The 22,451-nt window shown below is 43.3% G+C and carries 21 protein-coding genes; 13 read left to right on the top strand and 8 right to left on the bottom strand.

Translation table 11 applies throughout. From position 1 onward, the window contains the following. Window positions 1–6 precede the first annotated feature (6 nt). From pspF to OCV24_RS05515, 7 genes are all read left to right on the top strand, one after another. Window positions 7–1,029 carry a phage shock protein operon transcriptional activator gene (gene pspF / locus OCV24_RS05545; RefSeq protein WP_150878231.1) on the top strand — a complete coding sequence of 341 codons (1,023 nt, stop codon included), beginning with the start codon at window positions 7–9 and terminating at the stop codon, window positions 1,027–1,029. A 102-nt stretch (window positions 1,030–1,131) separates the two neighbouring features. Beyond that, on the top strand, window positions 1,132–2,754 hold the full coding sequence (gene sapA, locus OCV24_RS05540; RefSeq protein WP_046223828.1) for an ABC transporter substrate-binding protein SapA: 1,623 nt from the start codon (window positions 1,132–1,134) through the stop codon (window positions 2,752–2,754). Continuing rightward, window positions 2,754–3,716 carry an ABC transporter permease gene (locus OCV24_RS05535; RefSeq protein WP_046223827.1) on the top strand — a complete coding sequence of 321 codons (963 nt, stop codon included), beginning with the start codon at window positions 2,754–2,756 and terminating at the stop codon, window positions 3,714–3,716. The genes sapA and OCV24_RS05535 overlap by 1 nt, the downstream gene beginning before the upstream one ends. Further along, on the top strand, window positions 3,703–4,590 hold the full coding sequence (gene sapC, locus OCV24_RS05530; protein ID WP_017057092.1) for a putrescine export ABC transporter permease SapC: 888 nt from the start codon (window positions 3,703–3,705) through the stop codon (window positions 4,588–4,590). Before OCV24_RS05535 ends, sapC begins: the two co-directional genes overlap by 14 nt. Then, window positions 4,590–5,591, top strand: coding sequence for a peptide ABC transporter ATP-binding protein (locus tag OCV24_RS05525; RefSeq protein WP_017057091.1), 1,002 nt, complete (start codon window positions 4,590–4,592; stop codon window positions 5,589–5,591). Before sapC ends, OCV24_RS05525 begins: the two co-directional genes overlap by 1 nt. Beyond that, window positions 5,588–6,370: a peptide ABC transporter ATP-binding protein gene (locus tag OCV24_RS05520; protein WP_017057090.1), complete on the top strand. Its 783-nt coding sequence runs from the start codon at window positions 5,588–5,590 to the stop codon at window positions 6,368–6,370. The genes OCV24_RS05525 and OCV24_RS05520 overlap by 4 nt, the downstream gene beginning before the upstream one ends. An 81-nt stretch (window positions 6,371–6,451) precedes the next feature. Continuing rightward, on the top strand, window positions 6,452–7,252 hold the full coding sequence (locus OCV24_RS05515) for a DUF2927 domain-containing protein (RefSeq protein WP_372219902.1): 801 nt from the start codon (window positions 6,452–6,454) through the stop codon (window positions 7,250–7,252). Between the two features lie 98 nt (window positions 7,253–7,350). Here OCV24_RS05515 and OCV24_RS05510 read toward each other — a convergent pair whose 3' ends face one another. Both OCV24_RS05510 and OCV24_RS05505 read right to left on the bottom strand, forming a co-directional pair. Further along, window positions 7,351–7,740: a DUF2750 domain-containing protein gene (locus tag OCV24_RS05510; RefSeq protein ID WP_150878229.1), complete on the bottom strand. Its 390-nt coding sequence runs from the start codon at window positions 7,738–7,740 to the stop codon at window positions 7,351–7,353. A gap of 149 nt (window positions 7,741–7,889) precedes the next feature. Beyond that, a complete protein-coding gene (locus tag OCV24_RS05505; protein ID WP_017057087.1) occupies window positions 7,890–8,795 on the bottom strand; it encodes a manganese-dependent inorganic pyrophosphatase in 906 nt (301 codons plus the stop codon). A 201-nt stretch (window positions 8,796–8,996) separates the two neighbouring features. Here OCV24_RS05505 and OCV24_RS05500 point away from each other — a divergent pair, with 201 nt between their 5' ends. Further along, window positions 8,997–10,211 carry a putative manganese transporter gene (locus OCV24_RS05500; protein ID WP_017057086.1) on the top strand — a complete coding sequence of 405 codons (1,215 nt, stop codon included), beginning with the start codon at window positions 8,997–8,999 and terminating at the stop codon, window positions 10,209–10,211. 291 nt (window positions 10,212–10,502) lie between these two features. On the opposite strand, the gene torA is transcribed toward OCV24_RS05500, so the two are convergent. From torA to torE, 3 genes are read right to left on the bottom strand one after another with little or no spacing between them, the layout of a single operon-like run. Beyond that, entirely contained in the window at window positions 10,503–12,965 is a 2,463-nt protein-coding gene (gene torA, locus OCV24_RS05495) for a trimethylamine-N-oxide reductase TorA (RefSeq protein WP_102507180.1), read from the bottom strand. A gap of 24 nt (window positions 12,966–12,989) precedes the next feature. Continuing rightward, complete coding sequence (gene torC, locus OCV24_RS05490; protein ID WP_017057084.1) at window positions 12,990–14,171, bottom strand: pentaheme c-type cytochrome TorC; 1,182 nt, start codon at window positions 14,169–14,171, stop codon at window positions 12,990–12,992. A gap of 49 nt (window positions 14,172–14,220) precedes the next feature. Further along, window positions 14,221–14,403, bottom strand: coding sequence for a trimethylamine N-oxide reductase system protein TorE (gene torE, locus OCV24_RS05485; protein ID WP_017057083.1), 183 nt, complete (start codon window positions 14,401–14,403; stop codon window positions 14,221–14,223). 435 nt (window positions 14,404–14,838) lie between these two features. Between torE and OCV24_RS05480 the strand changes: the two genes are divergently transcribed. Next, window positions 14,839–15,633, top strand: a complete 795-nt coding sequence (locus OCV24_RS05480) for an ABC transporter permease (RefSeq protein ID WP_150878226.1) — start codon at window positions 14,839–14,841, stop codon at window positions 15,631–15,633. A gap of 287 nt (window positions 15,634–15,920) precedes the next feature. On the opposite strand, the gene OCV24_RS05475 is transcribed toward OCV24_RS05480, so the two are convergent. Continuing rightward, on the bottom strand, window positions 15,921–17,228 hold the full coding sequence (locus OCV24_RS05475) for an ATPase (RefSeq protein ID WP_102507182.1): 1,308 nt from the start codon (window positions 17,226–17,228) through the stop codon (window positions 15,921–15,923). A gap of 256 nt (window positions 17,229–17,484) precedes the next feature. Between OCV24_RS05475 and OCV24_RS05470 the strand changes: the two genes are divergently transcribed. From OCV24_RS05470 to OCV24_RS05460, 3 genes are all read left to right on the top strand, one after another. After that, on the top strand, window positions 17,485–17,715 hold the full coding sequence (locus tag OCV24_RS05470) for a TIGR02647 family protein (RefSeq protein WP_010440041.1): 231 nt from the start codon (window positions 17,485–17,487) through the stop codon (window positions 17,713–17,715). A 193-nt stretch (window positions 17,716–17,908) separates the two neighbouring features. Next, on the top strand, window positions 17,909–18,763 hold the full coding sequence (locus OCV24_RS05465) for an NAD(P)H-binding protein (RefSeq protein ID WP_150878224.1): 855 nt from the start codon (window positions 17,909–17,911) through the stop codon (window positions 18,761–18,763). Next, a complete protein-coding gene (locus OCV24_RS05460; protein ID WP_150878222.1) occupies window positions 18,756–19,421 on the top strand; it encodes a YdcF family protein in 666 nt (221 codons plus the stop codon). Before OCV24_RS05465 ends, OCV24_RS05460 begins: the two co-directional genes overlap by 8 nt. Window positions 19,422–19,603: 182 nt before the next feature. Here OCV24_RS05460 and OCV24_RS05455 read toward each other — a convergent pair whose 3' ends face one another. Together OCV24_RS05455 and cysS are read right to left on the bottom strand one after the other, a co-directional pair. Beyond that, complete coding sequence (locus OCV24_RS05455) at window positions 19,604–20,182, bottom strand: thymidine kinase (RefSeq protein ID WP_017057078.1); 579 nt, start codon at window positions 20,180–20,182, stop codon at window positions 19,604–19,606. An 85-nt stretch (window positions 20,183–20,267) separates the two neighbouring features. Continuing rightward, window positions 20,268–21,653, bottom strand: a complete 1,386-nt coding sequence (cysS, locus tag OCV24_RS05450; RefSeq protein ID WP_017057077.1) for a cysteine--tRNA ligase — start codon at window positions 21,651–21,653, stop codon at window positions 20,268–20,270. A gap of 191 nt (window positions 21,654–21,844) precedes the next feature. On the opposite strand from cysS, the gene OCV24_RS05445 reads away from it, so the two are divergent. Further along, the gene (locus tag OCV24_RS05445; RefSeq protein WP_017057076.1) at window positions 21,845–22,339 is read left to right on the top strand and encodes a peptidylprolyl isomerase; all 495 of its coding nucleotides are present in this window, start codon (window positions 21,845–21,847) and stop codon (window positions 22,337–22,339) included. Window positions 22,340–22,451: the final 112 nt, after the last annotated feature.

Below are 22,451 nucleotides of genomic sequence, written 5' to 3'. Positions count from 1 at the left end.
CCCGCTATGCAGCAGAATCTCATTGGTGAATCACCTAGCTTTCTCTCTGTTTTAGACAAAGTTTCTCAACTGGCACCAATCGAAAGACCCATCCTGATCATTGGAGAACGTGGTACTGGTAAAGAACTGATCGCTCAACGGCTCCATTATCTGTCTAAGCGCTGGGATCAACCGTTGATATCCCTAAACTGCTCAACACTCAGTGAAGGGTTGATTGACTCTGAATTATTTGGGCATGAATCGGGCTCTTTCACTGGCTCAAAAGGGCGTCATCAAGGACGCTTTGAAAGAGCCGAAGGCGGAACACTGTTTCTCGATGAATTAGCGACCACTCCCCTTGCCGTTCAAGAGAAGCTATTACGCGTTATCGAATACGGACAATATGAACGTGTTGGCGGTCAAAAGGCGCTCAGTGCTAATGTAAGATTGGTGTGTGCGACCAATGCAGACTTACCAGATATGGCATTAAAAGGCGACTTCAGACCGGATCTATTAGATAGACTAGCGTTTGATGTGATTACTATCCCACCGCTTCGTGAACGTAAAGAAGACATCACATTGCTGGCCGAATATTACGCCATCAAGATGTGTCGAGAATTAGAGCTAGAGCTATTTGTCGGCTTTACCACTTCAGCCGTTGAAACGTTGCTAGATTATTCTTGGCCGGGAAATGTTAGAGAACTCAAGAACGTCATTGAACGAGCAGTCTATCAACACGGTAAAAATCCATATCCTATTGAATCTTTGGTGTTTAACCCATTTAAACCAGTATGGCAAACTGAGCAGGTTTCAACTCAAGAAATTGGCAATGAGCCATCCAGCGACCATACTTCACCTGAAGAGCCATTTCCTCTGCCACTTGGCTACAAAGCGTGGCAAGAACAACAAGACATTAAGCTACTCAATCAAGCTTTAAAACAAAGTAAATTCAATCAAAAACAGGCTGCAGAATTACTTGGGCTGACCTACAACCAACTAAGAGGTATGGTAAGGAAGTACGCGATTGTCGGATCGGTTAACGACAAATAGCTGACCACACAGGATTATTATTTGGAGCAGAATAAATAAAATGTTAAATTATGCGGATCTTGAGGCTCTTCTAATGCCTCGTTTCGAAAAGTATTTCTTTTTATGAATGCACTAATAAAACTATCACTGAGCATCTGTACGCTGAGCTTTTTAGCTGGATGTGGTGAGAGTGTGGATCACGAGAAAATTCGAGAGAAAGGCTTCGTTTATTGCGGCCAAGGTAATCCTACTACCTTCAACCCACAGCTGGTTGATAGTGGAATTACGTCAGAGTCGCTGAGCCCTCAAATCTTCGACACACTGCTAACTCTCGACCCTATGACTTATCGACCAAAACAGAACTTAGCAACAAGTTGGTCTGTCGATAAAACGGGTATGGAATACACTTTCATATTGCGTCCAAACGTTTCGTTCCAAACCACAGATTGGTTTACCCCTACTCGAAGTATGAACGCACAAGATGTGGTTTTCAGTTTTAAGCGTGTTATTGATAGTTCGAACCCATTCCATTATGTGGGTGGCGGTCTATACCCATGGTTTGCAGGGATCGATTTCAAAAACTTAATTGTCGATATTACGGCTGTTGATGACCTAACAGTTAAATTCCAACTTAGCCGTCCAGACAATTCATTTCTCAATAATATAGCCACCAGCTATGCGGTGATTCACTCCAAAGAATATGCCAATAAGCTACTCGCTGCTGACGAGAAAAATGAAATCGATTCTAAACCGGTTGGCACCGGTCCATTCTACTTAGATGAATACCAAATCAACGACCTTGTACGCTTGAAAAAGAACAAACAGTACTGGAAGGGTGGCGTAAAAATGGACCAAGTAGTGTTCGACACATCACAACGTGGAACTGGCACACTCGCCAAACTTCTTCGTAATGAATGTGACGTGCTGAACTCGCCAATTTCTAGCCAAATCCCAATCATTCAAGCTAACGAAGAACTGGTGATTACAGCGACACCAGCGGTCAATGTCTCTTTCATTGCGCTTAATACTGAACACCCTGCACTAAGTGACTCACGAGTTCGCAAGGCGCTCAATTTAGCCATAAATCGTCAAAATATACTCGACTCTGTGTACTATGGTACGGGGACTAAAGCCTACGCGTTGTTACCACCAACATCTTGGGCTTATCAGAAAGACACGATTCAAGTTCGCTATGACCGCAATTATGCACTAGCTCTTCTTAGAGAAGCTGGAGTAGAACCAGGATTAGAGCTTTCAATGTGGGTACCGCTAGAACCAAGAGCTTACAACCCAAGTCCAAGAAAAACCGCAGAGCTAATCCAAGCGAACTTGGCCGATATTGGAATCGACCTCAAACTTTATACCGACGACCGTTTCGATCGTACTCAACTATCATCCATAGCATCAACAGACTTACTGCTTACAGGTTGGATAGGTAACACCGGTGACCCTGATAATTTTTTGCGCCCCCTCCTCTCTTGTAGCTCTGAACGCGCAGGCCTAAACGTCTCTATGTGGTGTAATTCGGATTTTGATTTCCTTCTCGACTTAGCCTTGGAAATAAATCAACAAAGGCACCGTGTGAACCTGTATCGACAAGCCCAAAACATATTGAACGAAGAAGTTCCTGTGATCCCTCTCGCACACGGCGTGCAATTCCGCGTCCACGACCGTTCACTGACCGGTTTCAAACAGAGCCCGTTCAACGCTCAACCTTTTGATCAAGTCAGAAGAGAGGTGAACTGATGTTTTGGTATACATTAAGACGTGTAAATTTATTTGTTATTACGCTTGCGATCCTGACTTTAGTGGGCTTTTCGCTACTTCGACTAGACCAAACTTCTCCTTGGGCAATTCAAGATTTCTGGCCCGGTTGGATTAGCTATATTACAGAGTTATCGACCCTTAATTTTGGCCTAAGTAAACACGGTGCACCTATCATCGATGAACTTGCCATCGTATTCCCAGCAACGTTAGAACTGTGTTTCTTTGCTTTCGTTCTGGCTCTATTTATTGGCATTCCTTTCGGCACCATCGCCGGTATGAGACAAGGTAAATTGGTCGATACTACCATCTCGTTTACCTCAATGGCAGGTTACTCTGCTCCTATATTTTGGGTCGCGTTGTTGATGATTATGGTGTTTTCACTGCATTTTGAAATATTCCCAGTCGGGGGGCGATACGATCTACTTTATGAGATTGAGCACGTAACAGGTTTTGCGATGATTGATACTTTCTTTGCAGAAGGTAAGTATCGAGCCCATGCCCTGCAAAGTGTTCTTGAACACATGGCTTTACCTTGTCTTGTTTTGGCATTAGCTCCGACGACTCAAGTTATCCGACTGATGAGATCATCTGTTGCAGAAGTGATGACACAAAACTATATCCGAGCAGCACGAATTAAAGGCCTTTCGACGAGAGAAATTGTCATGCAGCACGTATTAAGGAATGCAATCCCACCGATCATTCCAAAAGTCGGTGTTCAACTGTCGAGTATGTTAACACTCGCGATCATTACAGAGTCCATTTTTAACTGGCCGGGTATTGGTCGTTGGTTGTTAGATGCCCTATCCAACCAAGATTACGTTTCTATTCAAGCAGGCGTCATCGTGGTAGCAACCCTAGTTCTGACCGCTAATATTCTTTCAGATCTACTGGGAGCGATGATCAATCCTCTGGTAAGAAAGGAATGGTATGCTAACAAATAACATCTACCAAGAAGAACAAATTCCAACCCAGTTTGAGCGTTTCTGGCGAAGCTTTCGTGCGAATAACCTCTCGATGTTTGGCTTGTGGTGCTTAGCTTTGATCATTCTAGTGACAATTACTTCACCTTGGTTAGCGCCTCATGATGCTCAAGAGCAAACAGGTCATTTGTTGACCCCACCCTCTTGGGATCCTACAGGCACCGTTGAGTATTTCTTAGGTACTGATGACTTAGGACGAGATATCCTTTCGCGTCTCATCATTGGCTCACAGTTGACGTTTGGTGCCGCTGTTATTATTACCTTCATTGCTGCTGTGATCGGTTGTTTGATTGGTGTATTCGCGGGGATGACGCGCGGCCTCCTATCAAGTACTTTGAATCACTTGCTAGATACAGTGATGTCAATCCCATCTTTGCTACTCGCCATTATTTTCGTAGCATTCCTTGGCTTTGGTGAATTTAATATATTCCTCGCACTCTGTTTGGCACTGATACCACGCTTTATTCGCTCTGTTTACATTGCGGTGCATGCAGAGGTTGAGAAAGACTATATTCTGGCTTCTCGCCTTGATGGTGCGAACAACTTTTATCTATTATGGAATTCAATCGTTCCGAATATTCTTACCGTGGTTGCGCTTGAAATAACACTCGCATTGTCGGTAGCAATCCTCGACATCACAGCGCTCGGTTTTTTAGGCTTAGGAGCACAAGCTCCAAGCACTGAATGGGGGGCTATCTTAGGTGATTCAGTTGAGCTTATTTACTTAGCACCATGGACAGTAACCCTGCCTGGTTTAGCGATTATGTTTACTGTTATTGTTATTAACCTTGTAGGTGAAGGTGTTCGCCAAGCTTTAAACGCAGGAATCGAATAATGCCGTTACTTGATATTCGACATTTGACTATCGAAATTGAAACCCCTCAAGGGCTTGTTAAAGCAGTTGACCGCATGAGCCTTACTCTTAACGAAGGGGAAATTCGTGGTCTCGTAGGAGAGTCCGGCTCAGGTAAAAGTTTGGTTGCAAAAGCGATTGTTGGCGTTTGTAAAGAGAACTGGAAGGTATCTGCCGATCGAATGCGTCTTGGTAATATTGATCTCTTGCAACTGACGCCCAAAGAGCGGCGCAGGGTGATTGCACGCGATATCGCAATGATCTTTCAAGAGCCATCTTCTTGTCTCGACCCTTCGGAAAAAGTCGGTCGTCAACTTATCGAATCAATTCCTTCCCATTCATTTGAAGGAAAGTGGTGGCAAAGGTTTAAGTGGCGTAAGAAACAAGCTATCACCTTAATTCATAAAGTCGGTATCAAAGATCACTCTCGCTTGATGGACAGTTATTCCTATGAGCTTACCGATGGTCAGTGTCAAAAAGTGATGATAGCCATGGCGATTGCGGCTAAGCCAAAAATATTAATCGCTGATGAACCGACCAACGATTTAGACCCAATTACACAGTCTCAAATATTGCGCTTATTGAGCCGAATGAACCAGCTCAATAACACGACTATCGTGCTAATCGGCCATGATTTAACCACCATTACACAATGGGCAACTCGTATTACCGTCATGTACTGTGGCCAATCAGTCGAGTCTGCAGATACCCAGAAGTTACTAGATGCGCCTAAGCATCCCTATACGGTTGCTTTGCTTAAAGCGATGCCAGATTTCAACGATTGGATACCGCATAAAGAGAAGTTGCAATCACTACCGGGGTCTATCCCTCCACTACAGCATCTTCCTATCGGTTGCCGATTGGGCCCTCGTTGTCCCTACGCACAAAGGCAATGTGTTGAGATTCCTTACACCAAACGTATTAAAAGCCATAAGTTTAATTGTCATTTTCCTCTAAATATGGAGAAGAAAAAGAAATCATGAGTGCTTTATTAGAAGTCAATGAATTATCTAAAGACTTTACAACACGCTCCGGTCTTTTCCGTAAAAAGATTCACCAGGCAGTTAAACCTGTAAGTTTCACTCTTGAAGCTGGCCAAACCATTGGGTTTATCGGTCAAAATGGCTCTGGTAAATCAACATTGGCGCGAATGCTGGCAGGCATGGTTGAGCCAACAGGGGGCGAAATTCGTGTGAATGGTGAAAAGCTGGAGCACAAAGACTACTCAACTCGCTGTAAACTGATTCGAATGATCTTCCAAGATCCGAACACATCACTAAACCCGCGAATTCAGATTGGCCTCATTCTTGAAGGTCCGTTAAAAAGAAACACTAACATGCCGCCAGAAGCACGTATGCGCCGTGTGAGAGACACACTATTACGAGTTGGCCTCTTACCTGAACATGCTTATTTTTACCCACAAATGCTGGCTGCGGGTCAAAAACAGAGGGTTTGTTTGGCTCGAGCCTTGATACTTCAGCCATCCATCATTGTGGCAGATGAAGCGTTGAATGGTTTAGACATGGCCATGCGCTCTCAGATCATTAACCTATTCTTAGAGCTGCAAGAAGAAATGGGGGTATCGTTTGTGTACGTATCTCAGCACATAGGTATCATTAAACACATCACCGATAAGATCATCGTCATGCACGAAGGTAGTGTGGTTGAAGCTGGTGATACACATGAAGTCTTAACCAATCCAAGCCATCAGATCACACAAAGGTTAGTGGAAAGCCATTTCTTCAAAGCACCCAATCACTAGCTTATCGCCTAAGCTCCCATCTCTACCATAATTGAGAGGTGGGAGAACAGATTCAATATTGACCTCAATGAGGAGAAACACGTGCTGAGACGAACTTCAATTTTCGCACCACTCCTATTCTTGGTATTTCCCCTATTCACATTGCTTTCTTTCAACGTTGTCAGCACTCCGCTGACTTGGCTTGATAAAACGTTTGTCGAAAATGCATTTTACGATGTTGCGCTCCAACATGAATACTCCCAGGGTAATAAACCTCTCGCCAAATGGAAACAGCCAATCAACATATGGGTCGATCACCGAGTCGGCGATAAAGCACTGCATCAAGAGCTGACAGAGCTTCATATCCAACACTTATCTGAAGTCACCCAGCATCCGATAACAATCGTCAGTAAAGAGTCCGAAGCGAACGTTAAATGGATATACACGAGGCAGAGTCAGTGGGTATCTGAGGCGAAATCGGTGCTCAAGCTCAAATCAACTCAGCATTTAAATAGCGCCATCTGCACGGCGGGCTATCGAACCAATTCTAAAGGTGAGATTGTTTACGCTGGGGTTATTATTCCTGTTGATCAAGCAAGGTCACGGGGTAAGCTGGTCGCCTGTATCGTAGAAGAGATCACACAGGTTCTCGGCCTACCGAATGATTCAGATAAAGCCTACCCTTCTATTTTCAACGACCACACACCAGAAGACTTATTATCACCCTTAGATGTGGTGCTACTGCAACTACTGTATGAACCAGAATTGATAGCCGGAATGACAAAACCTGAAGTAAAACCGATCGTTCGAAAGATACTCAAGAGATACAGCAAAACAGGTGTGCTTCAGCAAGCTTCTAAAGCCGCACAGCAAGCACCGTTGTATCAGTTGATTGGGTATTGACGAAAATAAGTTGGAAGCAACTTAAATTGGATAATTGAATGATAGCGCTGCCTAAGAAAGGCAACGCTGACTTACGATGTTACTGTATTACGAAAGAACTAGCGCTTAGCAGCCTGCTTTTTCAATTCGAAGTCGAACTCATCAGGGAACAAGATAACACCCTCTTCTTGTTCGTTCGGGAATACCACCACAGCAAGTTCATCCTCCTCTAAACCGTTAGTCCAACGGCTATGCCATTTATTCAACGAGATAGACTCAGGTTTACATTCAGACCAATCCCCCGTAGCCCAAGACTCAGCAAACTCTTGATTTGGCCATACTGGAACACAGTCTTCGTCTTCTGTGTTTAGCATTACACAACCGTGTTCATCGGTTAAGATCCATACTTCACGGTTCGCTACGATTTCTTTCACACAGTATTTCAGGCGTTGCTCACCCGTATACTTATTAATTTCAGCGATTTCTTTATCGTCTAGCTGTGTAGTCATCTTAATTTCCTACTTTAGTCAGTAACTTTGCTCTCAAAGCTATTCTATGCCGAGTGCTTTTAACTTCAAACATTATCGATGAAGAAGAAAATCTACTTCAAAGAAAAACGCCTGCTAAAGTAGCAGGCGTTTATTATTAAGTAACTTGATTAAACAAGCTCACCTTGCAGCCAAGGCCAGCCTTGCTTCTTGCGGCTTAGTGTATTTTCCATCATCAATACGCCGTCTTTCTCGTGCTTAACCAATTTCTCAGCCCACTCACCTTTGTAAAGAAGGCGAGTTTGAGCAGTAGTGATATCTGTTAGCATTACTGCAGCGAACGCTAGACCGTCTTTCTCACAACGCTCTTCAAGATCAGCTTCTAAAGCTTCGATCATGCCGTCTACTTGCTCAAGAGTCGCAAGTTCAACTTGACCAACAACAACATCACGACCGTTGAATGGGTAGCCTTTAAGGTCTTTTTCTACTAGCTGTGCAGCAGATAGGCCTTCGATGTTTGTCTTAGCGATTAGAAGCGCTTTGATGAATGCATCAACGTCAGTTACGCCAGCGATTTCAGCAAGCTCAGCAACCGCGTCTTTGTCTTTTTGAGTACATGTTGGAGAAGCAAAACCAACTGTGTCTGAAAGAATTGCAGACATCATTAGTTTAGCGATTTGTTGAGAGATAGCGTGGCCTTCAATCTTGAACATGTTGAAAAGTACAGTGTTTGTACAACCAACAGGCCAGATCCAAGCTTCCATTGGGTTTACTGTCATCACGTCGCCTAGACGGTGGTGATCGACAATACCTACGATCTCTGCTTCAGCAACATCATCTGGTGCTTGTGCTAGATCTGAGTAGTCTACTAGCCAGATTTTCTCACCAGCAACAGAAGTACGAAGTTCTGGCATTTCAGCACCAGCGACTTCAAGAATGTGTTGAGTTTCGCGGTTGATCTCGCCTTGGCGAATTGGTGTCGCTTCCTCGCCACGAGCTTTAAGAAGCTCAGTTGCAACTAACGCACTACAAATACTGTCACTATCAGGGTTTTTGTGACCAACAACTAAAATCATGTTTCTTCCTATTACACTAACAATTATGACTCTACCTTTAGAGCCTCTCTTTATTAGCCATACTTTACCTCATTTTTTTAGATTGGTCATGTTTCGTGGGTTTAGCCAATAGTAACAATAGATAAAAAAACAACAAATGCAATTGATAATTATTATCATTCGTATATATTTATCTTAAGCCACTAATTTTGAGTAACACCTATGGATCGACTAATCTCTTTTTTGCCAAGCAGTAGCGCTGCGAAAACAACTCAGTTTTCACTGTCATTTAAGCGCCTGCTTTTGCCTATCTCACTTTCAGCTTTAGTCGCGGTTCCTGCCACGCGAGAATTGACGGTCACCACCTTGTCAGATGCTTTCTGGGCGGTGTCTTGTTATGTCGCTTTAACCTTGGCTATTTACCACTGGTTAAGCCTGTACATCAACAAAGATAACGTCTTCAATAAACTCGTCCATCAATCTCGTTCGAATCAAGTGGTGTTTGCTGCGCTAATGGGTGCATTACCTGGTTGTGGTGGTGCGATAGTCGTTACTACGCAATTTATATCCGGTAAGCTCGGGTTTGGTGCGGTTGTTGCCGTTCTTGTCTCCACCATGGGTGATGCCGCCTTCCTATTAATCGCGAGCGAACCTAAAACAGGTTTAGCCATGATGGCAATGGGCGTGATTGTCGGTACAGCGTCAGGCAGAGTCATTAACCTGTTCCATGCGGATGATTTTTTACGCCCAAAACAGGCTGAACAAAATGAAGCAGTTCTCAGTTGCTCATCTCAATCCCAAGACAAAGAAGCTGTTTCTAAAAAAGCGATCAACCTACAGGGCTACCTATGGTCTGTACTGATTATTCCTGGCGCTGCAGTGGCGCTACTTGGCTCTTTTCAAGTGGATGTGAATGAGTTGCTCGCTTTGCCCGAAATGTCGATGGAATGGGCAGGAACTATTTTGCTGATTAGCTCGATGTTTCTATGGGGACTGACTCGTGAAATTGAAGATTACAAATCAGTCGTAAGTGAAGACGAGAAATGTGTAGGCTCTCATCCACTACAAAAAACGGCTCAAGATACTAACTTCGTTACTGCATGGGTGGTGGTTGCCTTTCTTTTCTTTGAATTTGGCTCAGTGCTAGCAAATGTGGATTTTACGACGCTATTTTCAAGTTGGGGGATCATGCTCCCCCTGGCGGGCGTATTGATGGGATTGCTACCGGGCTGTGGGCCGCAATTATTGGTCACTAGCTTGTACCTTTCCGGCGCACTGCCACTTTCGGCTCAGGTAGGTAACGCCATTTCTAACGACGGTGACGCATTATTTCCTGCGATTGCGATGGCACCTAAAGCAGCGCTTGTCGCGACGGTGTACTCCAGTGTCCCCGCTTTGATTTGTGCATACGGTTATTGGTTTATGTTTGAGATCTAACTTGAGTAGATTTAACTCCATAGGCTTCTGTAAGGTCGGTACTTTGTATCGGCCTTTTTGTTTCCGTCAGCCTAAGTCTTTCCACAGTTTTTTTCCCTTCCCTCCTGCTTCACTGTTTCTACTACTGCTCTCAAACAGCACGTTACAGCCTGTATCAAAAACGCCCTCTATTAGCCCTGTACAATGCTTATTTAGAAACACCAACACAGACATCTAAAATACAAAAGCCCCTGTAAGAATTCTTACAGGGGCTTTAATTTAAGCTTTAATCTTGGTTCTTAGGTACAAGACTTAAGAAACTTCGATTGGACCACCGAATGAAGTTACTGGAGGCAGTTTGCCTTGGAACTTCTCGAAGTTAACCAAGCACGTGTTTGCTGACGTTGCTTGAGCAAGTTCAGACGTACCAATATCTTGAGTTAGTGTGTTTGGATCGCCGTATGTATCTAGCGCGCCCACTTTCTCGTTGATCGGACCGTACCAAGCACCTTCTTCGATACGAACAACACCAGGAGCATAGCTATCCATTAGAACAGCACCCGCTAGCAGTTGACCACGGTCGTTGAACACACGTACTACATCGCCATCTTTGATACCTTTCTTCTTAGCATCTACTGGGTTGATGTAGATTGGCTCACGGCCTTGTACCGCGTAAGTCGCACGCCACTCTTCAGACTCACACATCTGAGAGTGAAGACGCTTGTCTGGGTGACAAGATTGTAGCCAGTACGGGTGTTTGTCAGAGCCTGGACCACCGTGTGAACGTTCAGATTTCTCGAACCACATTGGGTGTTCTTGACAGTGCTCGTAACCCATGTTGCCAACAGTACGGCTTGTGATTTCGATGAAACCAGAAGGTGTACCTAGTGCGTTGATCTCTGGATCTTCACGGAATGAAGCGTGACGAGTCCATGGCTTCCCTTTACCGAAGTCTAGGAAACCTTTCTCCCAGAACTCAGCAAACTCAGGCATTTCGAAGCTGCCTTCATTTGAAGCGCGACATTCGTCGTACAGTGATTTAACCCACTGCATTTCGTCCATACCACGCGTATAATCGTCGTAACGACCCCAACGCTTAGTCAGGCTAGACATGATCTCGAAGTCAGTCTTAGACTGGAACAGAGGATCCACTAGCTTGTGCATCGCGATCAAACCACGACCAGAGTATGCGCCGTAACCATCAATATCGTTACGCTCCCACTGAGTACATGCTGGAAGCACGATGTCAGAGTGACGACAAGTTGCAGTCCAAGCGAAATCAACAGCCACTACAGTTTGTAGGCTCTTGAATGCTTTACGCATCTTGTTGCGATCTTGGTGGTGGTGCCACGGGTTGTTACCACTGAATACCATCATCTTAATATCTGGTAGCGTCACCGTAGAACCGTTCGCTTTGATCTTCTTACCAGGCTCTAACAAGCTATCTACCCAGCGAGCAACCGGAATTACGCGGCTGTAACCGTTGTAATCTGTATTGGTATGCTTAGGCGATTGACCTTGGTCGATGTTCAATGGGAATGAACCCGGAGCAGCGAAGCCAGTTGAAGATACACCGATACCAGAATAGTGGTGACCGTAAGAGATACCACCCCCTGGAAGACCAATTTGGCCAACCATTGCTGCAATAACGGCACACATCCAGTAAGGCTGCTCACCGTGTTCTTGACGTTGGATACTCCAACCAACAAGAATCTGTGTACGACCGTTAACCAGCATCTTAGCGAAATCACGAATTGAGTCCGCGCTTGCGCCACAGATAGCGGAAGCCCATTCTGGTGTCTTCTCAACTTTATCTTTCGTTTCACCTTGAACGTACTTGATAAAGTCTTCAAAACCTAGACAGTAAGTTTCGATGAACTTCTTGTCGTACAGGCCTTCGTTGTAAAGAACGTGAGCAACACCAAGCATGAACGCCACATCAGTTTGTGGGTTGATGTACATTTGCTCGTTTTCTAGATAACGACCTGTTTTGTTTTTAACAGGGTCAACAGAAACAACGTTGATCTCTTTCTTAGTAACTTTTTCTTTCAGCTGTTCTAGGTATGCGAACGACTCGTGAGTCTCACATGTCCAACCTACTTGCAGGTTTTTCACTGGATCGTTACCCCAAAGAACAATGTTGTCACTGTTTTCTAGGATGAGCTCCCAAGATGTCCCTTGTGCGTAAACTTCAGTCGAACCTAGCACGTAAGGCATGATCGTTTGACCAGCACCTGTTGAGTAGTCACCGATTTTCTTCACAGAGTAACCGTGAAGTGCCATTGCACGTTGCATGTGGTTAGTACAGCTGTGGAACTGGCCTGTTTGTCTCCAGCCAGTTTGACCTGTGTGAAGCGCCCATGGACCGTAATCTTTCTGTACGCGTTCTAGTTCACGGTAAACAAGGTCCAGTGCCTCGTCCCAAGTCACACGAATGAAGCGGTTGTTACCACGCGTGTCTGCGCTGTATTTGTGCTTCTTCAACCAATCTAGGCGAACCATTGGGTAACGCACACGAGATGGGCTGTAGATAATGCCTTTGATACCTTTCAACATCTCCGTTGGATGTTGATCGATTTCGAGAGGCTTAATTTCTTGTACTTTACCCGCATAAACACGAGCTCGGAATGCCCCCCAGTGAGAACCAGAGACTTTCCACGTACCATCAGTTTCTGCTGCTGAAGCCGACGCTGACGCCAATAAGCTTGGGCCAATAACGGATGCCGCACTTGTAGTAGCGACACCTTTCAGAAAACTTCTTCTTGTAATTGCCATTGTGTTACTCCAATTGACGTCTTATTAGTGATGGCCTTCAGAAAAATCTGATGAGTGCTTCTGTAGATACTTAAGAACAAGTGCTTCTGTATCTGTATCGAAGTTAACGAATGCGATCATACCATCTAGCATGCCTACCCAACTGTTAGCACTAAAGTGAGCTTCATCAGGTTGTGAGTGACAAGTTGAGCAGTTGGTTTGATACGCTTGACCAGCAGCGTTCCAGATTGGCCCGAAATCATCAACCATAGACTCTTTCTTCATCCAAAGTGCTAGGTTAACTTCCTCCCACGGCAGACCAGTAAGCTCATCTTCTTTCTTCTCACCAACAGTGATTACGTCACTTTGTGAGACATCTTTCGTCAAGATCGCGGTTGAGATGTTCATACCGAAGTCTTCTTGGATGACACGCCCGAAACCCTTGGCTTTACGCCAACCGTCGATTTGAATCTTGATCATGTCGCCTTTTTCATCGATCACGGCTACTTTACTAGCTGGGCTGAGCAGGCCCGCTTCAACTTCAGCCGTTTCATCCGTGTACATTGGAAGGTGACGGATTGAGATAACCTCATTACCTTCAGAATAAGACGTGCTACCCGCAACTTGCTCAAGCTCACCAACGATACCACTTGCCGATTCCATATCTAATGGAAGGTTGTGTGCAATACCTTTGTGACAATCAACACAGCTTTGATCACGCTCAGCGGCGTTCTTCATTTGGATGCGCGCTGTTGGGCGCATGTTATCGAAGTCCATCGAATCGTAGTTATGGCAGTTCTTACATTCTAGAGATTTGTTCGAAGAGAAACGATCCCATTCGTGTTTAGCCAGTTCGATACGGCGAGCTTCAAATTTTTCAGGGGTATCTAAGTCACCAAATACCTGAGCGAATACTTCTTTAGATGCTTGCATCTTACGAGCAATTTTTGCTGTCCATTCATGTGGAACGTGACAATCAGGACACGTGGCACGTACACCAGATGTGTTTTTCCAGTGAACTGTTTCTTGCAGTTCTACGTACACATTGTCGCGCATGGTGTGACAGCTTACACAGAATTCTTCTGTGTTGGTTGCTTCTAACGCAGTATTAAAACCACCCCAAAAAATAACACCGGCGATAAAGCCACCCATGGTTAGCACACCAAGACTGATGTGTACTGCTGGGCGAGTCATTGTGCGCCATAATTTCACTAAAAATGATTTCATGTTTAGCTCTCTTAAATATTGATTTCAAAAATGTTGTTACTAGAGGGCATTACATGCCGCCATGAGCACCAGGAGGTCCGAATACAAACACTTGCAATGCCCAAACTAAGAAGCCATAACCGCCTACAAAAGCCACACTTAATATTGGAAAGAGAACCACCGCGATGAAGAGGAAAGACTTCCACTCCAACGAGCGTTTTTCGCCAGTTTTAATTTTATTAACATCACTCATACATTCTGCCTATTTTGTATCTAGTAATTTCGAGTAGCCCATTCTAAGAAGCTAAAGTTATTACGTATCTAACAACAAATCTTAAACCATACATAAAGTAGGGTTCAATCAAATACCTCCTTATTAGCCTTACTAATCAATACTTTTTTGAGCTCATCCAAACTTGTTTTTAGTTAATCAAAGTTATTAAAAAGTATTAACAAATATGAAAAATTAAGCATGTGTTAGATTTGTTAAATACCAACAATTAAGAAACCAAATTATATGAACCGTTAACAAATTACCTACTAAGTGGTAGCTAAAAAATCCTAAAACGACCCATATTTTGTACTCTGGTTGTTAAATAATTGAGCGATTTTAATCGATAGATTTGAAGCTGAAATGCATCATTTGGCACTTTCAGATATGATGGAGATCTACTTAAAAGGAAGTATTATGCAAGACGTTATTGATATATCTTGGTGGCAGTTGTTGCTATTCAGTTTACTTCTCATACTACCCGTTGCCATCAATCAAAAGCTGAGACTCGGTCTAGGCAAAGAAGCTACTATTATTATTACTCGGATGGTTGTGCAGCTATTTCTTGTCGGTCTCTACTTAGAGTATTTGTTCACTTTAAACAGCTTGTGGATCAATTTGTTGTGGTTACTCGTTATGATCATAGTGGGAGCGATCTCGATTGTTGAAAAGTCGAAGCTACCTAAGAACCTACTTTTAGCACCGGTCATTGTGAGCCTTACGGTCACTTGTGTTCCTATTGTCTTGTTTATTTGCTTTTTCATCATTCAGCCGACACCTGTTTTCAACGCGCAATATCTTATCCCCATTGCAGGTATGTTACTGGGTAATAGTTTAAGTAGTAATATAGTGGCATTGCAGAATTTGTTTGGTGCTTTTGAAACGCAGAAATCAGAATATGAAGCGGCAATCGCATTAGGCGCGTCTCCAACCTATGCTGCTGCACCTTTTGTGCGCAATGCGATACAGAAAGCGATGTCTCCAATCATGGCCTCTATGGCGACCACAGGCTTAGTAACACTACCTGGAATGATGACAGGCCAGATTTTGGGTGGCGCTTCGCCAATGATCGCGATTAAATATCAACTGATGATCATGCTGGCGATTTTCGTGATGATGAGCTGCTCTCTGGCACTGGCTCTTCACCTTTCATTGAAGACTACTTTAACAAAAGAAGGTCAAGTCCTTGCTCAGGTAAAGCCAGAGCAATGACCTTCCCCTAATCAAGAAACTGGTTACTCACTGAATTTGATACAGGTTATCCACAGAAATTGTGGATAACCAAAAACACCACGATCCTTTTTTGTCCATTTTAACCACTGGAAAGATCATTGTTATTGAACCTTGCTTGATTTCAAAGACATATGTCCGCATCTTGATTAGCGCTGTTGAGTCTTTAAATGATCATTAGAGAGATAAAGAAGTAAGTTTTCCACAAATAAAAAAGCGCCATTAGGCGCTTTCAACTCAATCACAACAAATACACAAAATTAGTTATGCTAAACCGAAGGTTCAACCTCTTCTTCTGATGATTGCTCTAAAGCCGCATCTTTAAGGTTAGATTCAACATTAGAAGGTACTACGTCAGCATCGCTTTCATTGGCCATTTTACCACCTAAGCTTTTCAAACTGTCCACCAACTCTTCCAAGCTTTTTATATGATCATCACTTTTGGTAATCTGCTCATCTAACAGCTCATTATGTTTGGTCGCCTCAGACAGTTGTTGTACCTGCTGCTGATTCTGACTTTCTAACTTAGCTAACTGCTCGGTCAAAGCTTCGATCTCAGATTTTAACAACGAGGTCATGTCTAAGCTCTTTAGTGCTTTAACGCTCTCTACAATCTTCTGAGATTGTTGACGCAACCCAACATCGCGGTAATCTTCATCATTCACGACTTGTGAAATGCTTAACAGCTGATTCTCAGCATTCAAAACGGATTGTTCGAACTTATCCCCTTTCACGCTCGCAAGCATTTTTACTTCATGAGCGACACTGCGCACGTGGTTCAACTCAAACTCCGCAGCGTGAACCGCGTCTTCAATAATAGACTTTTCACGTGGGCTTGCTTTCACTTGATTTTCGGCCAACACGATTCGAGAAGTCGCTTTAGCAAACGTTAGTGGAACAACGTCATCAAAGTCTTCATCCTCTAAGAACTCTAATTCGTCCTTCAAAGGTTCGATGTATTTCTTATGCGCTACTTTTATTTCTAATAAGCGAGCATTATTGAGAAATTCCACCTGCGCTTCTTGAGCGTCTTCAAGTTCATCAACGAGTACGTATTCAAATAATTCGCTGTATTCTGAATACAACTTCTTATAGCGCGATGTAAACATGGTATCTGCACCAAGAAACTTAAGGTACTCCATTTGCGCTATCGAATCGGCAAGTACTCGATCAGCTTTTGTCTTTAATACTAAAATCGAGTCATAGTTTGATTTGATCAAAGCAATTTTTTCATCAAAAGCTTCGGCATACGTTAAACTCGAAAAAATCGAATAACTCTTAGTGAGCCGAGACTTGTCTTTCATTAGGTCCGCATAAATGCTTTCAGCATCATCCCATGCGTCTAACAGTTCATTGTAATTCTCTGGAGCATAGAGAGACAACTGTGCATAGTCTTCAAGCTTCGCTTCCCACTCGGAGTAAACGCTTTCGACAGAATGAAAAGAACGGATCTCGACTGTTGACCCATTATTGTTATTTGTGGTTTGATTCGCTTCTGTCTGCTCTGAAGGTGTACTCTGACACCCTGCGATAGCAAATAGCATACTAACAACTAATGCTACTTTATTCGCTCTCACTGATGCATATCCTTTTTTATACAATATTCGCTCAATGCAATATATTTCTAGCCTCAATATATTACAACCACTTAGCAATAAACATCACCGATGACTCAACCGAGCAAAAATAACCCAACATCACCAAAATAAACCCACCAATCGTCGATTAATTGTCCAATTTCGTGTCACTTATCAATTCTTTTTATTTACTATTGATTGAGCTGAGAATGCGCACTAAGGTGAAGATAGAGAACGTTATCAATATAGGTTAATTATGAAGTACAACGCTGAACATATTGCTGATTTAAACCTCCTTCTTCAATTTGATGTAAGTAGCGCCGCTACTGGGATTAAAGTTCATCAAGAGGCTGCTCAAGAAACTCAAGACGCCGTTAAGCGTCTATTCGAAAAGAATCTTTGTACTCAACCAGACGGCGGTTACCTAACTGATGAAGGTATTGAGATGGCTGAGCGCGCAGACAAGCTCATTCGCGTACTAAACTAAAGCTCCATTGTTCCAATAAAAACTCCACTTGCCTCGGCCGTGGAGTTTTTTCATTTTTGGGCAAAGGTTTGTTAGGCTTATACCAATCACAGTAATTGACTAAGCAACAATAGCGTACAAAATAGCCTGGTGACCCGTTAGTTACTACGGTTGATATCATTGTAAATCCATAACTTACAGTTGTGAGGAACACATGGCCTCTATATTTATAGTCGGTGCGGGATGGGTAGGTGCACCTTTATCTGAGCATCTAGAGAAACATGGTAACCGAGTGGTGGTTACGAAAACGACCCAAGTAGGAGCTGACGCGATTGGCCGTGAGCGTATTCCATGTGAAGTATTTAGGTTTGACTCATCACAGGCAGAGCAAACTGTCGGTCAACTTTATTCGCTGTTACTCGAAAATAATGCCGAGATTGTGATTGGTAGCTTCCCTCCTGGCTTTAGAAAAGGTGCAGGCCAACAGTATGCCGATTACTGGAAACAGCTAACCAAAGCTTGTCAGAAAGCAAACGTTAAGAAGCTCATTATGGTTAGCTCAACAACGGTGTACCCAACCAAACCTGGGGTATTAAAAGAGGAAGATGCCTCACTCACCCTTGCCATTTCAGACGACGAACAAACGTATTCGTTTTCCGATAACGCACGAGTTATGCTGCAAGCGGAACAATTGGTGATAGATTCCAGGATCGACTACACCATTTTACGTTTTAGTGGGTTGATTGGGCCTAGTCGTCATCCATCAAGGTTTGCAAGTAAACTGAAACAGGTCAGTACCCAAGCCCCAGCCAATATGCTTCACCTTGACGATGCTATCGGTGCTATCGACTTCGCCATTAACCACCTACACAATGAAGTAGTTAATGTGACCACCCCAAATACTGTAAGTAAGGCGGAGTTTTATGCCGCGGCACTGAAAAGCGCCAACAGCAGCGAGCCTCTACCACCAGTTGTCGATACACCCGACAAGCTGATCTCATCGAAAAAGGTTCTCGACTTAGGTTATTCGTTTAAATTCGAATCCACATTGGACGCACTTCATGACTGAACTATCTACAGCGAAGAAAGATCCCAGCATTAAACTACACCGCGCGATCGACACCCTTTGGAATTTTATGTCTATGGGTCACAAGGTAAAGCCTTCTGACTGTATTTTTGTTTTGTGCAGTAATGATACTCGTGTGGCTGAATACGCATCTGAGCTTTATCACAAAAAAATAGCACCTTATATCGTTTTTTCTGGTGGTGTGGGACGCTTTACCGAAGAGGTTTTTGATCTCTCAGAAGCAGAAACATTTGCGGATATCGCAAGAGATTGTGGCGTACCCGACTCAGATATTATTATTGAAAAGTACGCAACCAATACGGGTGAAAATGTACGCTTTACTTACGAGTTGCTCAAACAACGCGGGCTATCACCAAAGCGACTTACCTTGGTACAGAAACCCTTTATGGAGAAACGTACTTACGCTACTTTCAGTAAACAATGGCCTGACGAAGCTTCGGAACTCACTGTGACTTCACAATGGAGAAATTGGGACGATTATTATAATGAAGAACTGTCATTAGATATGGTGTTAGGCGCGTTAATTGCCGATTTTGAGAGAATAAAATTATACCCAATCCAGGGATTTCAGATTGAGATGCCTATTCCCAACGATGTTGACCACGCCTATCAAGCATTGAAGAAATTGGGCTTCGAATAATACCAATCACAGTAAGTGATCATAAATAGCGCAGGAGCAAAGCTGACATTTTCGAGTGTTTAGCAAGCTAAAGTGACCAGTTATTTACGACGATTGATATAAAGCAGAATTAGTAATTCAATAAGTAAAACGGTGGCTCTTGGCCACCGTTTTTAGTTTTAATCACACCGATTAAAGAGCCGCTATTTTCCTAACGCTTCTTTATAATGCTGACGGCAAGCAGAAACATATTGGTCATTACCACCAATGGAAACTTGGTCACCTTCAGCAATAGCCACCCCGTGTTCATCAGTACGAATCACCATGTTCGCTTTACGGCCACAGTGGCAAATCGTTTTTAGTTCTACAAGTTTATCGGCCCAAGATAATAAGTAACGACTACCTTCAAATAACTCCCCCAGAAAGTCAGTACGTAAACCGTAGCAAAGCACTGGGATATGCAGTTTATCGACCACTTCAGTTAATTGGTACACCTGCTCTTTCGATAAAAACTGACACTCATCGATCAATACACAGTGGCGTTTTTCTATTTCGTTTAGCTCTTGAACCGCATTAAACAAATTCGTGTCATTCATAAAAAGTTGAGCTTCAGATTGCAGACCAATTCGCGAGCTCACTTTACCAATGCCATAGCGGTCATCTAACGCTGCAGTAAAGATCACTGGCGTCATACCGCGCTCTTGATAGTTGAATGAAGATTGAAGAAGCGTTGTTGATTTACCCGCATTCATTGCCGAGTAATAAAAATACATCTGAGCCACAGAAATATTCCTGTTAGATAAAGGAGAAATAAAAGAGTTTTTGCTTAAAAAAAAGGGCTGACAATCAGCCCTCTCTAGATAGAATTTACTTACGACGCCATGTCGTCCCTTCTGGACCATCTTCCAGAACAATACCCAACTCGTTCAATTTATCACGTGCAAGGTCGGCGTTCGCCCAATCCTTAGAAGCACGGGAATCATTACGCAGTTTGATTAATGCTTCGATTTCAGCGACTTCCTCATCATTATCCACTGCATTACCTTTTAGGAAAGCTTCTGGGTCTTGGTGAAGAATACCAATGATGTCCGCTAATTCACGCATCAACGCACCAAGAGCGCTGGCTTTCTCGATACTTTCAGTCTTAATACGGTTAATGTCGCGAGCCATTTCGAACAATACTGAATACGCTTCAGGAGTGTTGAAATCATCGTTCATCGCTGTCGAGAATCGAGTTACATACTCTTCACCACCAGCAGGAGCTGCCGTTAAATCTAAGCCACGAAGTGACGTATATAAACGCTCTAGTGAAGCTCGTGCTTGGTTCAGATTATCTTCACTGTAATTGAGTTGGCTACGGTAGTGACCAGACATTAAGAAGTAACGAACCGTTTCAGCATCGTAATGTGCCAATACATCACGAATAGTGAAGAAGTTACCTAACGACTTAGACATCTTTTCTTTGTCTACCATCACCATACCACTGTGCATCCAAGTATTTACATACTGAGTGCCATGCGCACAGCAAGATTGCGCGATTTCATTTTCGTGGTGAGGAAATTGTAAATCTGAACCACCGCCGTGGATATCAAAATGATTACCAAGTATAGAAGAGTTCATTGCTGAACATTCAATGTGCCAACCTGGACGACCAGGCCCCCATGGAGATTCCCATGTAGGTTCACCTGGCTTAGACATTTTCCAAAGCACAAAGTCTAATGGGCTACGTTTTGCAGAATCAACGTCTACACGAGCGCCGGCTTGAAGCTGCTCAAGATCTTGCTTAGACAATTTGCCGTACTCGTCAAACTTCTTCACTTCAAACATCACATCACCGTTGCTTGCTACATAAGCAAAACCACGTTGAATTAGTTTTTCTACTAGCTCGACAATTTCAGTGATAAATTCTGTGGCACGAGGCTCAACATCTGGGCGTTTCATGTTCAAAGCATCAAAATCGGCATACATTTCATTGATCAGACGCTCAGTAAGAGAATCACAAGACTCACCGTTCTCGTTAGCACGCTTGATGATTTTGTCATCGATATCTGTGATGTTACGAACAAAGTTCAAATCGTAACCAAGGTAACGCAGGTAACGAGTTACGACGTCAAAAGAGACGAACGTACGGCCATGACCAATGTGACAGAGATCGTAGATGGTTACCCCACAGACATACATGCCGACTTTACCAGCTGTAATTGGTTTGAATTCCTCTTTCTGTCTTGTGAGTGTGTTATAAATTTTCAGCATGATCTCTATCTATATTTGTGTATTAATCAAAATAAGACAGTAAGTATATCAATTCATGCGTTATTAGGTAATCCCCCAAAGCAGTAATTAGCTTAAACAACCCCGTTAAGTGAATAATTTGGTGATTTGAAAGTCAGCCAACATGCGCTAGAATTCGAACTTCATATTAAAAAGACAGTAAGGTAACAATCATGATCATCCTTCACACAAATTTTGGTGACATCAAAGTTCAACTTAACGAAGAAAAAGCACCAGAAACAAGCGCAAACTTCCTACAGTATTGCCGTGACGGTTTCTACGACAACACACTATTCCACCGTGTTATCGATGGTTTCATGATTCAAGGCGGCGGTATGACTTCTGGCCTTAAAGAAAAAGCGACTCGCGCAACAATCAAGAACGAAGCAAACAATGGCCTAACTAACAAAGTAGGTACACTTGCAATGGCTCGTACTATGGAACCGCATTCAGCGAGCTCTCAGTTCTTTATCAACGTGAACGACAACTCTTTCCTTAACTTCCGTAGCGAAAGCTTAGACGGCTGGGGCTACTGTGTATTTGCTGAAGTTGTTGAAGGCATGGACATCGTAAACAAGATTAAAGGTGTGAGCACTGGCTCTATGGGCATGCACCAAGATGTACCTCTAGAAGAAGTGATCATCACTGGTACTACAATCGAAGCTTAATTCATCGCTTTCAGTTAGAGCGTGTTGATCTCCAATGAAATATGACCGAGAAAGCTCAACACGCCCTAATATTAATAATTGATGAGCCGATAAAATCAGGATATAGGGAGCG

The sequence above is a fragment of the Vibrio kanaloae genome (assembly GCF_024347535.1).
Lineage (GTDB): Bacteria > Pseudomonadota > Gammaproteobacteria > Enterobacterales > Vibrionaceae > Vibrio > Vibrio kanaloae.
Note: the sequence above shows the minus strand (reverse complement) of the source record. Positions and strands in the feature narration are given on the sequence as shown.